The organism is Arenimonas soli (assembly GCF_014643775.1).
In the GTDB taxonomy this organism is placed as follows: Bacteria; Pseudomonadota; Gammaproteobacteria; order Xanthomonadales; family Xanthomonadaceae; genus Arenimonas; species Arenimonas soli.
In genome coordinates, this window is sequence record NZ_BMKC01000001.1 from 516,184 (window position 1) to 533,291 (window position 17,108).

The window sequence follows — 17,108 nt, forward strand, 5'->3', positions numbered from 1 at the left end:
GGAGTGTGGCGATGCGCGTATTGGCCTGTGATGGCATCCATGAAGACGGCCTGGACCTGTTCCGCAAGGCTGGCTGGACGGTCGAAACCAGCGAACCGATAAAAGACCCCAAGGCCCTGGCCGACAAGCTGGCCGGCTTCGACGCCGTGCTGGTGCGTTCGGCGACCCCGGTGCCCGGCGAGGCCCTGGCCAAGGCCGGGCAACTGAAGGTGATCGGCCGCGCCGGCGCCGGTGTCGACACCATCGACGTCGAAGCCGCCACCGCCCGCGGCATCGCCGTGATGAACGCGCCCGACGGCAACACCCTGGCGGCCGCCGAACACGCCATCTCGCTGCTGTTCGCCCTGGCGCGGCACGTGCCGCGTGCCGACGCCGGCATGAAGGCGGGTGAATGGCCCAAGGCCGGCCTCACCGGCTTCGAGCTCGAAGGCAAGAAGCTCGGCGTCATCGGCCTGGGCCGCATCGGCGCCACCGTGGCGCGCAAGGCCCTGGGCATCGGCATGGAAGTCGCCGCCTACGACCCCTTCCTGCCGGCTTCCGCCGCCGGCAAGGGCAGCGTGCCGCTGATGGCGCTCGACGACCTGCTGGCCTGGGCCGACGTGGTGACGCTGCACATCCCGCGCACCAAGGACACCACCAACCTGCTCGACGAAACCCGGCTGCGCCTGCTCAAGCCCGGCGCCTTCGTGATCAACGCCGCGCGCGGCGGCCTGCTCGACGAACAGGCGCTGCTGCGGCTGCTCGACGAAGGCCATCTGGCGGGCGCCGCGCTCGACACCTTCGCCACCGAGCCGCTGCCCAAGGACTCGGCCCTGCGCAACCACCCGCGCCTGGTGCTGACCCCGCACCTGGGTGCCAGCACCGGCGAGGCCCAGCAGGCGGTCAGCACGATCCTGGCGCGGCAGATCATCGACTTCGTCGCCACCGGCGCCGTCGCCGGCTGCGTCAACCTGCCGCCGCTCACGCCGGAAACCGCGCGCGAAGTCGGCCCGTGGATGCCGCTGATGACCGCGCTGGGCAAGCTGGCCGGCCGGCTGGTGCCGGCGCCCGTGAAGCTGCACGTCACCTATGCCGGCCGCACCGAGGGCCTGGACACCCGGCCGCTGACCCGCCTGCTGGTGGCCGCGCTGCTGGGCCCGGCCTCGGGCCGGGTGACGCCGGTGAACGCGCTGCACGAAGCGGCGGCGCGCGGGCTGGAAGTCGCCGAAACCCTGGGCGGCGACGGCGACGGTTTCGACCGCCTGCTGCGCATCCGCGTCGAAGGCGGCGGCCAGTCCCGCGAGATCGAGGCCACCCTGCACCGTGGTCCGCGCGTGGTGCGACTGGACGGCGTCGAGCTCGACTTCGACCCGCTGGCGCACGTGCTGCTGATGCGCAACGAAGACAAGCCCGGCGTCATCGGCCTGGTCGGCTCGCACCTGGGCGCGGCCGGCGTGAACATCGTCAACTTCTCGCTGGGTGCCACCGGCGACGGTGGCGCCGTCGCCGCGATCACCGTCGACCGCGAGGTCGCCATGCCGCAGCTGCAGTCGCTGCGCGGCATCCCCGGCATCGTTTCCATGGAGCAGCTGTGATGCGCATCCTGCTTGCCCGCCACGGCGAAACCCCCTGGAACGCCGAAGGCCGTTACCAGGGCCAACACGACATCGCACTTTCGGAAACCGGCGAACGCCAGGCCCGGCTGCTGGGCGAGAGGCTGCGCGAGCTGCCGATCACGCGCGCGGTCGCCTCGCCGCTTTCGCGCGCACGACGCACGGCCGAACTGGCCCTGGGCCAGGAGCGCGCCGACCTGCTGCAGCTCGACCGCGACCTGCAGGAAATCGCCCACGGCGACTGGGAAGGCCTGCTGGCCAGCGAGATCCGCGCCCGCGACCCCAACCGCCTGCGCGCCTGGCGTGATTCCCCGGAAACCGTGCAGATGCCCGGCGGCGGCGAATCGATCGTGCAGGTCTTCGACCGCGCCTGGCCGGCCTTCGCGCGCGCCTGCGACGGCCTGGGCGAGGGCGACACGCTGCTGGTGGTGGCGCACGACGCGGTCAACCGAGTCATCCTGTGCCGCATCCTGGGCTTGCCGCTGTCGCGCCTGTGGTCCTTCCGGCAGGCGCCGACCACGCTCAACCTGCTCGAAGGCCCCGGCGCCGACGCGCTGGAAGTGGTGCGCCTGAACGACTGCAACCACCACACGCCGCTGTTCGGCGAGGCGGTTCACCGGGCGCTGTGAGCCCCATCGCCCCGGGCGAGGTAGATGCAGTAGGTCTTGTCGTGGGTGACGAAGGACTGCAGCCAGCGCGCGCCGGGGCCGAGCGCCTCGAGCGCCAGCCGCGCGTTGGCGGCGACGCCCGACATGGCTTCGGCGGGCAGCGTGCCGACGCCGGGAATACTGCGTTCGATCACGTAACGCTTCAGCATGGGACTCTCCATGAACGTGCCGGCGCTACTTGCGCGCGTCGAGCACCTGGTTGAACGGCGTGGTGGCGACCTGGCTGACCCGGCTGAAGCCGCCGGCGCCGATCACCTGGCTCAGCTCGCGCAGCCCGGCCTGGGCGCCCAGCGCCAGTCCGGGGGATTGCGCCAGGGCAGTGGGCACGCAGATGAGGGTGGACGCGGCATAAAAGAGCCGACCGACCGGGTGCAGGTTGTCCTGGACCGAATCACCTGCCATCGGCTCGACCACCATCCAGCTGCCGTCGTCCTTGAGCTGGCTGCGGACATGGCTGGCCGCGCCGACCGGATTGCCCATGTCGTGCAGGCTGTCGAAGCAGGTGACCAGGTCATAGGGTCCGCCATCGAAGTCGGTGGCGGTGGCAACGCGGAAGTCGACGCGGTCCGCGCTGATGCCCAGCGCGTCGCGATGGCGGATCGCGTCCTGGATCGAGCCCGGGTGGAAGTCCAGGCCAACAAAGCGTGAGTTCGGGAAGGCCTGGGCCATGATCAGGGTGGAGTGGCCGTGGCCGCATCCGACGTCGGCCACCAGGGCGCCGGCCTCGAGGCGCGGCACCATGCCTTCGATCGCCGGCAACCAGGCCTGCACCAGATTGTGCTCGTAGCCGGGGCGGAAGAACTTTGCCACCGCGCAGAACATGCAGTGGGCCTGGTCGCCCCAGGCGACGCCGTCGCCGCTGCGGAAGGCGGCGGCGACCTTGGTGTAGTTCTCGATCGTCGATTCCGCGTTCTCGAAGCCGCCGATCATGTAGACGGGGCTGTTTTCATCGGCGAACACCATCGCCTGCTCGACGGGCAGCGAGAAGCGGCCGTCGCCGGCGTCGTAGTGCAGGTAGTTCGAAGCCGCCTGGTGGCACAGCCACTCGCGCAGGTAGCGCGCGTCGCAGCCGGTGCGCCGGGATAGTTCGGACGCCGTGGCCGGGCCCTGGTCGCGCAGGGCGCGGTAAAGTCCAAGCCGGTCGCCGAGCTTGACCATCGAGACGCTGTAGGCACCGCCGAGATCGCCGATGACCTGGCCCATGAAGGCATTGAGTTTGTTTTCATCGAAAGTTGCCGCGTGTTCCATTGTGTTGCCTCTTGATTCGTTTTCGGGGGGAAGGCGGGCATTGCCCCGCCGCAACCGAAGTCTGGTCACCCGGGACCGCACGTGCCGTGCACAGGCTCCTTGCGATTTGACCGTTCATCCGGCTTGGCGCCGCGACTTGACCCAGGCTCCGGCGTTTTTGTCCGGGCGTCCGCCCGGGTGGAGCGAAGGCGGCAAAAGGTCCAAGATGTTCGCCCGTTCCCCCTCGTGGACCTGGCTGCCGACCATGAGCAAGGACACCCTTTCCGAGGTGCTTCGCAGCGTGCGGCTGCGCGGTGCGCTGTTTTTCCACGTCGAAGGCCGCGACCGCTGGGCCAGCGAGGCGCCACACGCCAGCGAGATCGCCCGCTACGTCATGCCTGGCATCGAACATGTCATGGCCTACCACGTCGTGACCGAGGGCGCGTGCTGGACCGGACTGATCGACGGCGAAGCAGTCCGACTGGAGCTGGGTGACGTGGTGGTTTACCCGCGCGGCGCACCGCATTCGGTGACCAGCCACCCGGGACTGCGCGGCGTGGTGGACATGGCGGCCTACGCGCAGCCGCGCGACCAGCAACTGCCCGTTTTCTCCAGCCGGGTGGGTGGCGACGTGCGGCTCGGTTGCGCCGATTCCCCGCCTGCACCGGGGTCGGCCACCCTGGTCTGCGGCTTTTTCGGCTGTGACGCCAGGCCATTCAACCCGCTGTTGGCCAGCCTGCCGGAGCTGCTGCACATCCGCGCGCGCGACGGTGAAGACGACCGCATCAGCCAGCTTGTGCGTTTCGCCGTGGCCGAATCGGTGGAGAAGCGTCCGGGTGGCGAGGCGCTGCTCGAGCGCCTGAGCGAGACGATGTTCGTCGAGCTGGTGCGGCGCTACCTGGAAGAACTGCCCGAAGACCAGAACAACTGGCTCGCCGGATTGCGCGATCGTTACGTCGGGCGCGCTCTGTCCTGCCTGCACGCCAATCCGGGTGAAGCTTGGACGATTGATCGCCTGGCAGACCGGGTGGGGCTGTCGCGCTCGGCGCTGCACGAGCGCTTCGGACAGTTCACCGGGCACGCGCCCATGCAATACCTGGCTCGCTGGCGAATGCAGGTTGCCGCTGGCCTGCTGCGCCATTCCGCGGCTACGGTGGCTTCGATCGCCCAGGAAGTCGGCTACGAATCGGAGGCGTCCTTCAGCCGGGCCTTCCGACGCGAAACCGGGCGCCCGCCGGCGACCTGGCGCCGCGAGCAGGTCCGGATCGCCAGCTAGGCCGGTGCGGCACATTTGCGCATGGCGAAGCGTTCAAGCGCGACGCCGTCCCGGTCCACGGTTTCCGGGGCAAGCACCGTGAACCCGACTTGCTCGAAGAACGGCCGCGCGACCCGGCTGGCATGGGTATGCAGGTCATACGTGCCGAGTGCATGCAGGTGCCGCTCCGCCGCGAGGAACAAGGCCCGAGCCACGCCGTGCCGGGCGTGCGCCGGCGCGGTGAACAGCAGGTCGATGTAGCCGTCCGGCGTGAAGGCGATGAATCCGGCGGTTTGACCGTTGCGCCCGGCCACCAGGACGTTCAGCGCCGCCAGGCGATCTTGCCACCGGGCCAGGTCCGGTTCCGGTGACGCCCAGGCCCTGCGCTGCTCGTCGTCGTAGTACGCCTTACCCAGTTCGTGGACTGATGCGGTGAACAGGGCGGCAAGCTCCCGGGCGTCGCCGGCGCCGCCTGTACGCAGGCGGATCACGCGTCGGCCGCCCGACGCGTGCGCGGCCAGGGCAGGAAGGCCCGCACCCGACGTCGGTAGCGGCGGTAGTCGTCACCGATGGCCTCGACCAGATCACGTTCTTCGAGCGGCGTGACCAGGGCGATATAGGCCGTCATGACGCCCGCGAAAAGCAGGTGGCCTTCGGTCATCCGCGGGGTTGACCAGAACACCAGCAGCCAGCCCAGGCTGATCGGATGACGGACCAGGCCGTACAGAAAGCGCGCCGTGAAGGGCGCTGGCTGGTGCCGGCGCTGATGAAAGCGGTCCCAGGCCTGGCGCAGGCCGAAGAAAGCGAAGTGGTCGATGTTGAAGGTCGCCAGCACGATCGTCAGCCAGCCCAGCGCCTGCACGGCGTACAGGCTCATTCCCACCGCGCCGTCGCCGGCGTCCCAGACCACCGCCGGCATCGGCTGCCAGGCCCAGGCCAGGGCGAAGGTGGTCAGGCCTGACACCAGGATGTAGGTCGCGCGCTCCAGGGACTCGGGTACCAGCCGGGTCCACCTGGCCTTGAAGGCAGGCCGGGCCATCACCGAGTGCAGCACCAGGAAGGCGGCCAGCACGGCCACGTTGGTCCAGGCGCCGGCGGGCAGCGCCGCGGCGGGGCCGCCGTTGATGGTCTTGGGCACCCACAGGTCGGCCATGAAGCCCACCAGGTACAGGATCGAAGCCAGGCCGATCGCATATGCGACCAGTGCATAAAGGGGGTAGAGCAGGCGGGGCATTGGGGGCATCCTTCGTGATGACAGCACAACTCTAGGACCGGCGGTCCGGGCGCGACATGCCCGGGCGGCCGCCTGACATGACCGTGCGGCCGGAAAAGCGGCCCGAGCCAGAAGGAGCACAACGATGGACGTGCTTTCGGACGTGCTGCAGGCCGTGCGGCTTTCCGGCGCGGTGTTCTACGAAGTCGAAGCGCAGGCGCCCTGGGTGGCCTCCGCCCGGCCCGCGCTGGAACAGGCGCCGGACGTGATGCCGGGTTTCCAGCACGTCATGGAGTACCACATTGTTTCCCGCGGCCGTTGCTGGGTGGCGCTGGAGAACGAGCGGGATACCGCCGTGGCGCTTGAAGCCGGCAGCGTCGTGGTGTTCCCGCACGGCGACGCCCACGTGATGTCCAGCGACCCGGCCTGCCAGCCAGGCCCGGGCCACGGGGTGGTGCGCCAGTCGCTCCGCGGTGAACCGCTGCCGTTCTACCTGGGCGAAGGCCAGGCCGATGCCGACGAAGAGGCGGGTCGTGCGCGCCTGGTCTGCGGTTTCCTGGGCTGCGACCTGTCGCCCTTCAATCCGGTCGTGCAGGCCTTGCCGCGCATGCTGCACGTGAGTGCCTTGCCGGCCGGCGAGAACGATGTCCTGCCGCGGCTTGTGCAGGCCGCGGTGGCCGAAAGCCGCGTCCGCCGGCCCGGCCATGCCGGCGTGCTTTCGCGCCTGAGCGAACTGCTGTTCATCGAGGTGGTGCGGCGCCATTTCGAGGCGCTGCCGCCGGGGCAGAAGGGCTGGTTCGGCGCCCTGGCGGACCCTCAGCTGGGGCGTGTGCTGCACCTGATGCACGGCGAGCCCGCCACGGCCTGGACCCTGGCCGAACTGGCGCGCCGCGCCGCCATGTCGCGAACGGTGCTGGTGGAACGTTTCGGCGGCCAGCTGGGACTGTCGCCCATGGCCTACCTGGCGAACTGGCGCATGCAGCTGGCCACCGGAATGCTGGCCGGCAGCCAGGCCTCCCTGGTGCGCATCGCCGAGGCGGTGGGGTACCAGTCGGAAGCGGCCTTCAGCCGGGCCTTCAAGCGCTGCCAGGGCACGTCGCCCGCGCTGTGGCGCCGGCAGCAGGCCGGTCGCTGAGTTGCCGTTCCCGGGTCAGTGCTTGCCTTGTTGCCGGCGAATCCGCAGTGCCTTGTCGGCTTCCAGCACCACCAGCAGGACGACGCCCAGCGCCACCACCACCAGGCCGTCCGCCAGCGGCACGGCGGTGGTGCCGAAGACCTGCTGCAGAACCGGCACGTAGGTGATCGCGAACTGCGCCACAGTCACCAGCGTGATCGTCAGCCAGATCACCGGGGTGCCCTTGATCGCCTGCAGGTTGAACGACGTGCCGTGCAGGTTGCGTACGTGGAAGAGGTGGAAGATCTCCAGCACCACCAGCGTATTCACCGCCAGCGTGCGCGCCAGTTCGATCGAATGCCCGCGTGCAAGCGTCCACTCGAAGATGCCGAACACCGCCAGCATGAACAGGCTGGCCACCAACGCGATGTGCCAGGCCAGGCTGCGGTCGAGCAGGGGTTCGTCGGGCCGGCGCGGTGGCCGGCGCATCGTGTTGGGCTCGGTCGGTTCGAAGGCCAGGGCCAGGCCCAGGGTGACCGCCGTGGCCAGGTTCACCCACAGGATCTGCACGGGCGTCACCGGCAGCGCCAGGCCGGCCAGCAGGGCCACGATGATCGTCCCGGCCTCGCCGGCATTGGTGGGCAAGGTCCAGCGGATGACCTTGCGCAGGTTGTCGTAGACCGTGCGCCCTTCGCGCACGGCGGCGGCGATCGAGGCGAAGTTGTCGTCGGCCAGCACCAGTTCCGAGGCCTCCTTCGCCGCTTCGCTGCCCTTGCGGCCCATCGCGATGCCGGCGTCGGCCCGTTTGAGCGCAGGCGCGTCGTTGACGCCGTCGCCGGTCATCGCGACCACGCGGCCCAGCGACTGCAGCGCCATCACCAGGCGCAGCTTGTGTTCGGGACTGGTGCGGGCGAAAACGTCGGTGCGTTCGACCGCGGCGCGCAGGGCTTCGTCGTCGAGTTCGTCCAGGTCGGCGCCGGTGAGCACCGCGTCCGGTGCTTCCAGCCCGACCTGGGCACCAATGGCGGCGGCCGTGCCGGCGTGGTCGCCGGTGATCATCTTCACGCGGATACCGGCGCGGCGGCACTCGGCGACGGCGGCCACCGCCTCCGGCCGCGGCGGGTCGATCAGGCCGACCAGGCCCAGGAACACCAGCGGGCCCTCGACGTCGGCGAAATCCAGGGACGTGCTGCCGGGCGGCATGTCGCGCGTGGCGAAGGCCAGGACCCGCTGGCCGCGTGCGGCGATGGCCTCCGCGGCCTCGCGCCAGGCCACGGCATCGAGCGATTCGTCACCGGCCTCGCCGCGCTGGCATGCGCACATCGACAGCATGCGCTCCGGAGCCCCTTTGGCCACGGCGACCACGTGCCCGTCGTGGTCGTGGTGCAGGCTGGCCATGAACCGGTGGCGGGCGTCGAAGGGGATGGCATCCACGCGCGGCCAGTCGGCGCCAACCTGCTGCAGGTCGATGCCGGCCTTGCCGGCGAAGGCGAGCAGGGCGCCTTCCATCGGGTCGCCTTCAACCTGCCACTCGCCATTGCGGCTGTGCAGGGCGGCGTCGTTGCAAAGGGCGGCCGCCATTGCGAGATCGGCGAGCGCCGCCGCTGGCCCTTCGCCTCCGCCTTCGCGCACCAGCAATCCCAGCGGGGCATAACCTTCGCCTTCCACCCGATAGCTGGCACCGGCGAGCGCCACGGTCGCCACCACCATTTCATTGCGGGTCAGCGTGCCGGTCTTGTCGGTGCAGATGACCGACACCGCGCCCAGGGTTTCGATGGCCGGAAGCCGGCGCACGATCGCATTGCGCCGGGCCATGGCCTGCACGCCGACGGCCAGGGTGATGGTCAGCACCGCCGGCAGGCCTTCGGGGATGGCCGATACCGCCAGGCCGACCACGGCCATGAACACCTCGTCGAAGGGCCGGTCGCCGATGAAGTGGCCCGCGGCCAGCAGCAGCGCCGAAGCGGCCAGGATCACGAAGCTCAGGCCGCGGGCAAAGGCGTCCATCTGCCGGACAAGCGGCGTCTCCAGCGTCTCTACCCGCGTCAGCAGGCCGCTGATGCGACCGATCTCGGTGTCCGCGCCGGTGCCAACCACCAACCCGCGGCCCTGGCCGGCGGTGACCAGCGTGCCGCTGAATGCCAGGCAGCTGCGATCGCCCAGCGGGGCATCGGCCGCGACCGCGTCCAGCTGTTTGTCCACCGGCAGTGATTCACCGGTGAGCAGGGCCTCCTGGACCTGCAGCCCGCGCACCTGCAGCAGGCGCAGGTCGGCCGGCACCCGGTCGCCGGCTTCCAGCAGCACCACGTCGCCCGGCACCAGCGTGCCGGCGTCCACGCCCAGGCGGCGGCCGTCGCGCAGCACCGCCGCGCGCGGCGCCAGCAGGCCGCGCAGCGCTTCCATCGCCCGCTCGGCCTTGCCTTCCTGGACGTAGCCGATGATCGCGTTGGCCAGCACCACCGCCACGATGACCGCGGTGTCGACGCCATGGCCCAGCGCGGCCGTCACCGCGGCGGCGCCCAGCAGTACGTAGATCAGGATGTTGTTGAACTGCCGCAGGAGGCGGAGCAGGGGGTGGGTGCGTGCCGGTTCCGGCAGCCGGTTCGGCCCGTGTTCCCGGAGCCGGCGTGCCGCCTCGGGCGCGGCCAGCCCGTCCGGCGAGGCATCCAGAGCCTGCGTCGCATCCGGTCCTGAAGTCGCATGCCACTGGCCCATGCCCCGCAGGTTAGGGGAAACCCGGTCCACGAACCATCCGGGTCCGCTGTCACATCGCCGGCGCCGGCCGGATAATGCAGCCCATGGAACGCACCCTCGAGCAATGGCTGGACTACCAGCAGCAGGTCCACCCCAGGTCCATCGACATGGGCCTTGAACGCGTGGGCGAGGTGGCGCGGCGGCTTGGCCTGGGCCGACCGGCGCGCCGGGTCATCACCGTCGGCGGAACCAATGGCAAGGGTTCGACGGTGGCCTTCATCGAGGCGATCGCGCGCGCGGCGGGCCTGAAGGTCGGCGCCTACACCTCGCCGCACCTGCTGCGCTACAACGAACGCGTGCGCATCGACGGCGCCGATGCCGGCGACGCCGCGCTGGTGGCGGCTTTCGAACGCATCGAGGCCGCGCGCGGTGAAACGCCGCTGACCTATTTCGAGTTCGGAACACTGGCCGCACTGATGCTGTTCGAAGCCGCCGGACTCGACCTGGCCGTGCTCGAGGTTGGGCTGGGCGGGCGCCTGGACGCCACCAACATCGTCGACCCCGACTGCGCGGTCATCACCACCGTCGACCTGGACCACCAGGACTACCTGGGCGACGACCGCGAAAGCATCGGCTTCGAAAAAGCCGGCATCCTGCGCGCCGGCAAACCCTGCGTGCTGGCCGAAAAAGACCCGCCGTCGTCGGTGCTGCGGCACGCCTATGCCATCGGCGCCTTCGCCATCCGCGGTTATTCCGATTACCTGGTTGATGAGCTGGACGCGGGCTGGCGCTGGCGGGAACCGGGGTATGAAATCGACCTGCCCGATCCGGCGATGCCGGCGCCGGCCCAGCGCGGCAACGCCGCGGCCGCCATCGCCGCGCTGCGCGCGCTGGACCTGCCGGTGCCCGACCAGGCCCTGCGCGAGGGCGTGGCGACGGCGCGCGCGCCGGGGCGGCTGCAGGTGTTGCCCGGCTCGCCCGAAATGGTGCTGGACGTGGCGCACAACCCGCAGGGCGCCCGCCAGCTCGCCGACTGGCTGGCGGCGAACCCCAAACCGACCGTGGCCGTGTTCAGCGCCCTGGCCGACAAGGACCTGGCCGGCATCTGCCGGCCGCTCGCCCCCTGGCTGCGGGCCTGGCACCTGGGTCCGATCACCGACGCCGGTGCGCGCGGCCTGGCGGTGGACGAACTGGCGCGTCGGCTCGGTGATGAACTGCCGGCCGACATCCTGTTCGCGCATCGCAGCCTGGCCGACGCCCGCCACGCCGCGGCCACGGCGGCGGGAAAAGACGGGCGCGTGCTGGTGTTCGGCTCTTTCCACACGGTGGCTGAAGCCCTGGCATCGGCCTGACCCGGCCGGGCGGGCATCCCGGCTATAATTCGCGCCACTCCTCCGGCCGGACCGAACTCGCGATGGATTCCGCCCTGAAACAGCGCCTGATCGGCGCCGCCGTGCTGGTGGCGCTGGCGATGATCTTCCTGCCCATGCTGCTGCAGGGCCCCGACGTCGGCGAGCCCGACGCCGCGCAGGTGCCGCTTTCGATGCCGGCCGCGCCCGACCAGGAATTCGAGACCCGCGAACTGCCGCTGGCCGTGCCGCAGCCGGCCGGCGAGGGTTCGGTGCTGGGCGGGCCTTCCGCGCCGGCCAGTGACGATCCCAATGCCGTGGCCACGGTGGATGTGGAGGGCAACGCCGCGCCGCGGATCGACGCCCCGGACGTCGGCGCGCCGGCCGACGACGGCGGACCGCTGCAGGCGGTGGACGCCGCCAGCGGCGAAGCCCTGGCCGCCGCGCCCGCCGCGCAGCCGGCGCCCGAACCCGAACCCGCTGCCACCCCCGAACCCGCCACACCCAAGCAACCCCTTCCGGCCAGCAGCGCGGGCGGCCGCTACGCGGTGAACGTCGGCAGCTTCTCCAACCAGGCCAATGCCCGCGCCCTGGCCGACAAGCTGCGCGCCGCCGGGCTGCCGGTCACCAGCGAGTCGGTCGACGTCAACGGCAAGCCAGCCACCCGCGTGCGCGTGGGTCCCTACGCCGAGCGCACCGTTGCCGAAGCCGCGCGCCTGCGCGCCGAAAGCGTGTCGGGCACGCGCACGGTGGTCATTGCACTCGACGCCGGCCGCTCCCCGGCGGCGGCGACCACGACCCGTCCGGCGGCCGCGGCCACCGTCGGGTTCGCCGTGCAACTGGGCGCCTTCAGCACCGAAGCCGATGCCAACGCGCTGCGCGACCGGGCGCGGGCCGCGGGTTTTGTTGCGTTCCACCAGCGCATCGCCACCGACAACGGCCTGGTCTGGCGGGTCCGCGTGGGCCCCGAGGCCGACCGCGCCGCCGCCGAACGACTGCGCGAATCGATCGCCGCCAAGCTGGGCCTGCGCGAAACGATCATCGTGTCCCATCCCTGACGCTGATGCTGAACTGGGCCGACTATGCCTTGCTGCTGATACTGGCGGTCTCGATGGCCATCGGGCTGTGGCGGGGCTTCGTGGTCGAGGTGCTGTCGCTGACCGTGTGGGTCGCCGCCTTCTGGCTGGCGATCGCGTTCGGCGCCCAGGCCTCGGGGCTGTTCATCGGCGTCGGCGCGGCGTCGGCCCAGCTGTTCCTGGGTTACGCCAGCGTGTTCCTGGGCGTACTGTTGCTCGGTGGCCTGGTGACCTGGGCGATCGGCAAGCTGATCGCCAACACCGGGCTTTCGGCCACCGACCGCGTGCTTGGCCTGGGTTTCGGCCTGGCCCGTGGCGTGGTGCTGGCCTGCGTGGCAGTGATGCTGCTCGGTTTCACCCCGGTGCCGCGCGACGACTGGTGGACCCAGTCGCGCTTCATGCCGTCGGTGCAGCAGGGGGCGGAATGGATGGCCGGCTTCCTGCCGCCCATGGCCGCGCAGGAGCTGTTTTTCCCGGTGCCCGGCATGACCTTGCCCGAACCTTCCAACGGCCCGCCGCCTGACGCGGCCGGCCAGACCCTTCCGGAGACCTGAACCATGTGCGGCATCATCGGAATCGCCGGCGCGAGCGACGTCGCGGCGGCCCTGTACGACGGCCTGATGGTGCTCCAGCACCGCGGCCAGGACGCGGCCGGCATCGCCACGATGGACGGCCATCGCCTGCGCGTGCACAAGGGCAACGGCCTGGTGAAGGACGTTTTCGACGAACGCGCGATGGCGCTGCTGGCCGGCGCGGTCGGCATCGGCCACTGCCGCTACCCGACGGCGGGTTCGGAGGGCACCGACGAAGCGCAGCCGTTCTACGTCAACTCGCCCTACGGCATCGCGCTGGCGCACAACGGCAACCTGATCAACACCGACGCCCTGCGCCAGATGGTGTTCGAACAGGACAAGCGCAACATCAACACCGAGTCCGATTCCGAGGTGCTGCTGAACGTGTTCGCGCACGAACTGCAGGTGCTGGGCCGGCTGGACGCCAAGGCGGCGGCCACGGCCGTGGCCAGCGTGCACCGGCGCTGCAAGGGCGGTTACGCCGCGGTGGCGATGGTGCTGGGCCTGGGCCTGGTCGCCTTTCGCGATCCGCACGGCATCCGTCCGCTGGTGCTGGGCAAGCGCGAGATCAACGGCCGCGATGAATACGCCGTCGCGTCCGAGTCGGTGGCCCTGGACATCCTGGGCTTCCGCCGCGAACGCGACCTGCTGCCGGGCGAGGTGGTGGTGATCACCCCCGAAGGCCAGCTTTACGCCGAGGCCGTGGTGCAGGAACAGCCGCAGGCGCCGTGCATCTTCGAGTACGTGTATTTCGCGCGCCCGGATTCGATGATCGAGAACATCTCGGTGCACAAGGCGCGCATGCGCATGGGCGTGACCCTGGGCCAGAAGATCCTGCGCCTGCGCCCTGACCACGACATCGACACCGTCATTCCCATCCCGGACACATCGCGCGACGCCGCGCTGGAGCTGGCCAACGTGCTGGGCGTGAAATACCGCGAAGGTTTCATCAAGAACCGCTACGTCGGCCGCACCTTCATCATGCCGGGGCAGGGCGAGCGCAAGAAGTCGGTGCGCCGCAAGCTCAATCCGATCCCGCTGGAGTTCAAGGACCGCGTGGTGCTGCTGGTCGACGACTCGATCGTGCGCGGCACGACCAGCCAGCAGATCGTGCAGATGGCGCGCGACGCCGGCGCGCGCAAGGTCTACCTGGCCTCGGCGGCGCCGCCGGTGCGGCACCCGAACATCTACGGCATCGACATGCCGTCGGTGGACGAACTGGTGGCCAACGGCCGCAGCGAAGCCGAGATCGAAAAACTGCTGGGCTGCGACTGGCTCATCTACCAGGACCTGGCCGATCTCGAGGCCGCCGTCGCCGGCCCGAAGTTCCCCGGCCGCCGCTTCGACAGCTCCTGCTTCAGCGGCGAATACGTCACCGGCGTCGAACCGGGTTATTTCGAGCGCCTGCAGCAACTGCGCTCCGACGACGCCAAGCGGAAGCGCCGGGGTGCCTGATCTCCTCCAGGCCGCGGCATCGTGCATCGCCGCGTCCGACCCGGTCGAAAAGCTGCGGCTGACGCATGCGGCGGCGGCGGCGTTCCGGGCGGGGGAGTTGGCGGTGCCCGATGATGCACCGGCGCCCGCGGTGATCGGCGCACCCGGCCGGCCGGAGCGGCCGCGGCTGGTGCTGCCGCGCGAGGTGCCGCAGCGTGGCCTGGGCAGCGTCGAGGGACGGGCGGCCTTCCTGCACGCCATCGCCCACATCGAATTCAACGCCATCAACCTGGCCTGGGACGCGGTATACCGGTTCCGCGGCATGCCGCAGGCGTATTACCAGGACTGGGTGGGCGTTGCCGACGACGAGGCGCGCCACTTCGCCATGCTGTCGGCGCGGCTGGGCGAACTGGGCTTCGCCTATGGCGACTTCGACGCCCACAACGGCCTGTGGGAAATGGCCGAAAAAACCGCCGACAGCGGCCTCAGGCGCATGGCCCTGGTGCCGCGCGTGCTCGAGGCCCGCGGCCTGGACGTGACGCCGGGCATGATCGCGCGCCTGCGCTCGAACGGCGACCCGGCCTCGGCGGCCATCCTGGAAGTGATACTGGCCGAAGAAGTGGCCCACGTGGCCGCGGGCACCCGCTGGTACCACTGGCACTGCGAACGCGCGGGCCTGTCGCCTGGCCGCGAGTTCATCCGGCTGGTGCGCGAAACGGTGCGCGGCGGCATGCGCGGGCCGTTCAACCGGCCGGCCCGCCTGGCCGCCGGCTTCGAGGAAGACGAGATCCGCAGCCTGGAAACCATGGAGTAGGACGATGAAGAGTTTGCCGACCCGACTGCTGGCCATGCTGGTGTTCCTGCTGCTGGCGGCCTGCCAGCCCGAGCCGGTGGATCCGGCCACCGACGAGGCGGCCGGCGCGAAGTTGCTGGCGCTGTACGAAGCCGCGCGCGCCGACGGCGACCATGAAATCGCCGAGATGCACGGCAACCAGCTCGACCAGTCGCACCGCGAGACCCAGGCCGCGGCGACCATGCGCGAAAGCTTCGACGAAGTGGTGGAGCAGGCCGACGCCATGCGGGAACGCCGCCGGTTGCTTGGCCTGTGGGACTACCAGTCCGTGGCCGTCGACGGCGGCACCCAGCACTCGGCCGCCATCTACAGCAAGGTGCCCCGGCACTCGATGGAAGAAGGCGGCCCCGCGCCGCGCCCGGAGGCCCGGCTGGTGCTGCGCCGGCATCCGGAGTGGGGCGAAAGCGCCTACCTGGTGCTGCAGATGTCCAACTTGCGCTGCGGCCCGCCCTGCCGGCTCAAGATCCGTTTCGACGACGGCCCGGTCCGCGAATTCGCCGGCGAGCCGGCCGACACCGGCACCGGCCCCGCCCTGTTCATCAAGGACGAGCCGGGTTTCCTGAAGGCCATGTCGGAAGCCGAACGCGTGCGCATCGAGCTGCCGCGCAACGACGTGCTGGTGCCAACCTTCGAGTTCGAGGTCGGCGGTTACCGGTCCGAACTCTACCGCGGCGGTTGAGCCGGGGTTTCAGTCCGCGACGGGTAGGGTTTCCAGGCGCAGGCCGTCCGGGTCGAGCCAAAGCATCGAGCCTTGGTCGTACCAGTCGCCCAGGACCACGCGAAGGGCGGGCCGTTCATCCACGTACAGCGTATGCATCGCCGGCCGGTGGGTATGGCCGTGGATCAACCGGCTGACGCCATGGCGGGCCATGGTTTCAGCCACCGCGGCGGGCGTGACGTCCATGATCGATTCCGAGGCGCCCTGCTGGTGTTCGCGGCTGGCGGCGCGCGCCTGCGCGGCGAAGGCCTGGCGCGCGGCCAGCGGCTGGGCCAGGAAGCCTTGCTGCCAGGCCGGGTCGCGCACTTGCCGGCGGAAGGCCTGGTAGGCGGTGTCGTCGAGGCACAGCAGGTCGCCGTGCATCAGCAGCGTGGGAAGACCGTGCAGGTCGACCACGCAGGGGTCGGGCAGCAGGGTGGCGCCGCAGCGTTCGGCCATGCGCTGGCCGTAGAGGAAGTCGCGGTTGCCGCGCATCAGGAAGACCGGCACGCCGCTTTCGGACAATGCCTTGAGCGCGGCGCACACGCTGGCGCCCGGCTCGCCCGGGTCGTCGTCGCCGACCCAGGCTTCGAACAGGTCGCCCAGGATGTACAGGGCTTCGGCCCGGCGTGCATCGCCTTCGAGAAGGTCCAGGAAGGCCCGGGTGGTGGCCGGGCGCGCGACGTCGAGGTGCAGGTCGGAAACAAAAAGCAGACTCACGGCTCGGACGGCTCCAGCATCTGCACGCGTTCGATCACCACCGGCGTGGTCGGCACCCAGCCATTGAACGGGCCCTGCGATCCGGTCGGCATGGCCGCGATGCGCTCGATCACGTCCATGCCCTGCACCACGCGGCCGAACACCGCGTACCCGGAGGTATAAGGGCCGGCGTCGTCCTTGCGGTCGAAGGCGGGGTTGTCGGCGAGGTTGATGAAGAACTGCGTGGTGGCCGAGTCCGAGACGCCGCGGTCGCGGGCGGCGGCGATGGTGCCGCGCTGGTTGGACAGGCCATTGCCGGCTTCGTTGGGCACCGGCGCGCGCGCGGGCTTGGCCTGCAGGTCGGGCGTGAAGCCGCCGGCCTGCACCAGCAGCCCCGGCACCACGCGGTGGAAGATGGTGCCGTTGTAGTGGCCGTCGCGGGCGTAGGCCAGGAAGTTTTCCACCGTTCGCGGCGCCGCGGCGGCGTCCAGTTCAAGGGTGATTTCGCCCAGGGTGGTCACCAGCAGCACGCGCGGGGCCGGCGGCGCCGGCGTCGCTTCCGTGGCCGGTTCCGGCACGGCCGGCGGCAGGGTGGGCGAGGCAAAGGCGGCCAGCGGCAGCAGCAGGGAAATCAGGGCAAGGCGCAGGGACATCGGGTCGGATCG

The 17,108-nt window shown here is 70.5% G+C and carries 17 protein-coding genes; 10 read left to right on the plus strand and 7 right to left on the minus strand.

The window, feature by feature from the left end; translation table 11 throughout:
- The first annotated feature begins 11 nt into the window (after window positions 1-11).
- The gene (serA, locus tag IEX13_RS02400) at window positions 12-1,574 is read left to right on the plus strand and encodes a phosphoglycerate dehydrogenase (RefSeq protein ID WP_188660848.1); all 1,563 of its coding nucleotides are present in this window, start codon (window positions 12-14) and stop codon (window positions 1,572-1,574) included.
- Window positions 1,574-2,221: a histidine phosphatase family protein gene (locus IEX13_RS02405; RefSeq protein ID WP_188660851.1), complete on the plus strand. Its 648-nt coding sequence runs from the start codon at window positions 1,574-1,576 to the stop codon at window positions 2,219-2,221. Before serA ends, IEX13_RS02405 begins: the two co-directional genes overlap by 1 nt.
- Here the strand turns inward: IEX13_RS02405 and IEX13_RS02410 are convergent.
- Entirely contained in the window at window positions 2,206-2,409 is a 204-nt protein-coding gene (locus tag IEX13_RS02410) for a nickel-binding protein (protein ID WP_188660853.1), read from the minus strand. The two genes, IEX13_RS02405 and IEX13_RS02410, sit on opposite strands and share 16 nt — an antisense overlap.
- Before the next feature lie 25 nt (window positions 2,410-2,434).
- Complete coding sequence (locus tag IEX13_RS02415) at window positions 2,435-3,508, minus strand: class I SAM-dependent methyltransferase (protein ID WP_188660856.1); 1,074 nt, start codon at window positions 3,506-3,508, stop codon at window positions 2,435-2,437.
- Window positions 3,509-3,713: 205 nt separating this feature from the next.
- On the opposite strand from IEX13_RS02415, the gene IEX13_RS02420 reads away from it, so the two are divergent.
- A complete protein-coding gene (locus IEX13_RS02420) occupies window positions 3,714-4,763 on the plus strand; it encodes an AraC family transcriptional regulator (protein WP_229668424.1) in 1,050 nt (349 codons plus the stop codon).
- On the opposite strand, the gene IEX13_RS02425 is transcribed toward IEX13_RS02420, so the two are convergent.
- Together IEX13_RS02425 and mddA are read right to left on the minus strand one after the other, a co-directional pair.
- Window positions 4,760-5,233, minus strand: coding sequence for a GNAT family N-acetyltransferase (locus IEX13_RS02425; RefSeq protein WP_229668425.1), 474 nt, complete (start codon window positions 5,231-5,233; stop codon window positions 4,760-4,762). The two genes, IEX13_RS02420 and IEX13_RS02425, sit on opposite strands and share 4 nt — an antisense overlap.
- Window positions 5,230-5,976: a methanethiol S-methyltransferase gene (mddA, locus tag IEX13_RS02430; protein WP_188660858.1), complete on the minus strand. Its 747-nt coding sequence runs from the start codon at window positions 5,974-5,976 to the stop codon at window positions 5,230-5,232. The genes IEX13_RS02425 and mddA overlap by 4 nt, the downstream gene beginning before the upstream one ends.
- Before the next feature lie 124 nt (window positions 5,977-6,100).
- Here mddA and IEX13_RS02435 point away from each other — a divergent pair, with 124 nt between their 5' ends.
- Window positions 6,101-7,090, plus strand: a complete 990-nt coding sequence (locus tag IEX13_RS02435; protein WP_188660861.1) for an AraC family transcriptional regulator — start codon at window positions 6,101-6,103, stop codon at window positions 7,088-7,090.
- Window positions 7,091-7,105: 15 nt separating this feature from the next.
- On the opposite strand, the gene IEX13_RS02440 is transcribed toward IEX13_RS02435, so the two are convergent.
- On the minus strand, window positions 7,106-9,784 hold the full coding sequence (locus tag IEX13_RS02440; protein WP_188660864.1) for a cation-transporting P-type ATPase: 2,679 nt from the start codon (window positions 9,782-9,784) through the stop codon (window positions 7,106-7,108).
- 74 nt (window positions 9,785-9,858) lie between these two features.
- Between IEX13_RS02440 and folC the strand changes: the two genes are divergently transcribed.
- From folC to IEX13_RS02470, 6 genes are all read left to right on the plus strand, one after another.
- On the plus strand, window positions 9,859-11,115 hold the full coding sequence (gene folC / locus IEX13_RS02445) for a bifunctional tetrahydrofolate synthase/dihydrofolate synthase (RefSeq protein ID WP_425488978.1): 1,257 nt from the start codon (window positions 9,859-9,861) through the stop codon (window positions 11,113-11,115).
- Window positions 11,116-11,177: 62 nt separating this feature from the next.
- Window positions 11,178-12,170 carry an SPOR domain-containing protein gene (locus IEX13_RS02450; protein WP_188660869.1) on the plus strand — a complete coding sequence of 331 codons (993 nt, stop codon included), beginning with the start codon at window positions 11,178-11,180 and terminating at the stop codon, window positions 12,168-12,170.
- 5 nt (window positions 12,171-12,175) lie between these two features.
- On the plus strand, window positions 12,176-12,742 hold the full coding sequence (locus tag IEX13_RS02455) for a CvpA family protein (protein WP_188660871.1): 567 nt from the start codon (window positions 12,176-12,178) through the stop codon (window positions 12,740-12,742).
- A gap of 3 nt (window positions 12,743-12,745) precedes the next feature.
- Complete coding sequence (gene purF / locus IEX13_RS02460; protein ID WP_188660874.1) at window positions 12,746-14,215, plus strand: amidophosphoribosyltransferase; 1,470 nt, start codon at window positions 12,746-12,748, stop codon at window positions 14,213-14,215.
- On the plus strand, window positions 14,208-15,008 hold the full coding sequence (locus tag IEX13_RS02465; RefSeq protein WP_188660876.1) for a ferritin-like domain-containing protein: 801 nt from the start codon (window positions 14,208-14,210) through the stop codon (window positions 15,006-15,008). Before purF ends, IEX13_RS02465 begins: the two co-directional genes overlap by 8 nt.
- Window positions 15,009-15,012: 4 nt before the next feature.
- Complete coding sequence (locus IEX13_RS02470) at window positions 15,013-15,726, plus strand: hypothetical protein (RefSeq protein ID WP_188660879.1); 714 nt, start codon at window positions 15,013-15,015, stop codon at window positions 15,724-15,726.
- Window positions 15,727-15,735: 9 nt separating this feature from the next.
- Here the strand turns inward: IEX13_RS02470 and lpxH are convergent, their stop codons facing one another.
- A complete protein-coding gene (gene lpxH, locus IEX13_RS02475) occupies window positions 15,736-16,464 on the minus strand; it encodes a UDP-2,3-diacylglucosamine diphosphatase (RefSeq protein ID WP_188660882.1) in 729 nt (242 codons plus the stop codon).
- Window positions 16,461-17,096 carry a peptidylprolyl isomerase gene (locus tag IEX13_RS02480; RefSeq protein ID WP_188660885.1) on the minus strand — a complete coding sequence of 212 codons (636 nt, stop codon included), beginning with the start codon at window positions 17,094-17,096 and terminating at the stop codon, window positions 16,461-16,463. The genes lpxH and IEX13_RS02480 overlap by 4 nt, the downstream gene beginning before the upstream one ends.
- Window positions 17,097-17,108 lie beyond the last annotated feature (12 nt).

Coding starts and splice junctions, on each gene's coding strand:
- IEX13_RS02450 (WP_188660869.1), top strand. CDS start 11,178: ATGGATTCCGCCCTGAAACAGCGCCTGATCGGCGCCGCCGTGCTGGTG.
- IEX13_RS02470 (WP_188660879.1), top strand. CDS start 15,013: ATGAAGAGTTTGCCGACCCGACTGCTGGCCATGCTGGTGTTCCTGCTG.
- IEX13_RS02420 (WP_229668424.1), top strand. CDS start 3,714: ATGTTCGCCCGTTCCCCCTCGTGGACCTGGCTGCCGACCATGAGCAAG.
- IEX13_RS02440 (WP_188660864.1), bottom strand. CDS start 9,784: ATGGGCCAGTGGCATGCGACTTCAGGACCGGATGCGACGCAGGCTCTG.
- serA (WP_188660848.1), top strand. CDS start 12: ATGCGCGTATTGGCCTGTGATGGCATCCATGAAGACGGCCTGGACCTG.
- IEX13_RS02415 (WP_188660856.1), bottom strand. CDS start 3,508: ATGGAACACGCGGCAACTTTCGATGAAAACAAACTCAATGCCTTCATG.
- purF (WP_188660874.1), top strand. CDS start 12,746: ATGTGCGGCATCATCGGAATCGCCGGCGCGAGCGACGTCGCGGCGGCC.
- IEX13_RS02480 (WP_188660885.1), bottom strand. CDS start 17,096: ATGTCCCTGCGCCTTGCCCTGATTTCCCTGCTGCTGCCGCTGGCCGCC.
- mddA (WP_188660858.1), bottom strand. CDS start 5,976: ATGCCCCGCCTGCTCTACCCCCTTTATGCACTGGTCGCATATGCGATC.
- IEX13_RS02435 (WP_188660861.1), top strand. CDS start 6,101: ATGGACGTGCTTTCGGACGTGCTGCAGGCCGTGCGGCTTTCCGGCGCG.
- IEX13_RS02405 (WP_188660851.1), top strand. CDS start 1,574: ATGCGCATCCTGCTTGCCCGCCACGGCGAAACCCCCTGGAACGCCGAA.
- IEX13_RS02410 (WP_188660853.1), bottom strand. CDS start 2,409: ATGCTGAAGCGTTACGTGATCGAACGCAGTATTCCCGGCGTCGGCACG.
- folC (WP_425488978.1), top strand. CDS start 9,859: ATGCAGCCCATGGAACGCACCCTCGAGCAATGGCTGGACTACCAGCAG.
- IEX13_RS02455 (WP_188660871.1), top strand. CDS start 12,176: ATGCTGAACTGGGCCGACTATGCCTTGCTGCTGATACTGGCGGTCTCG.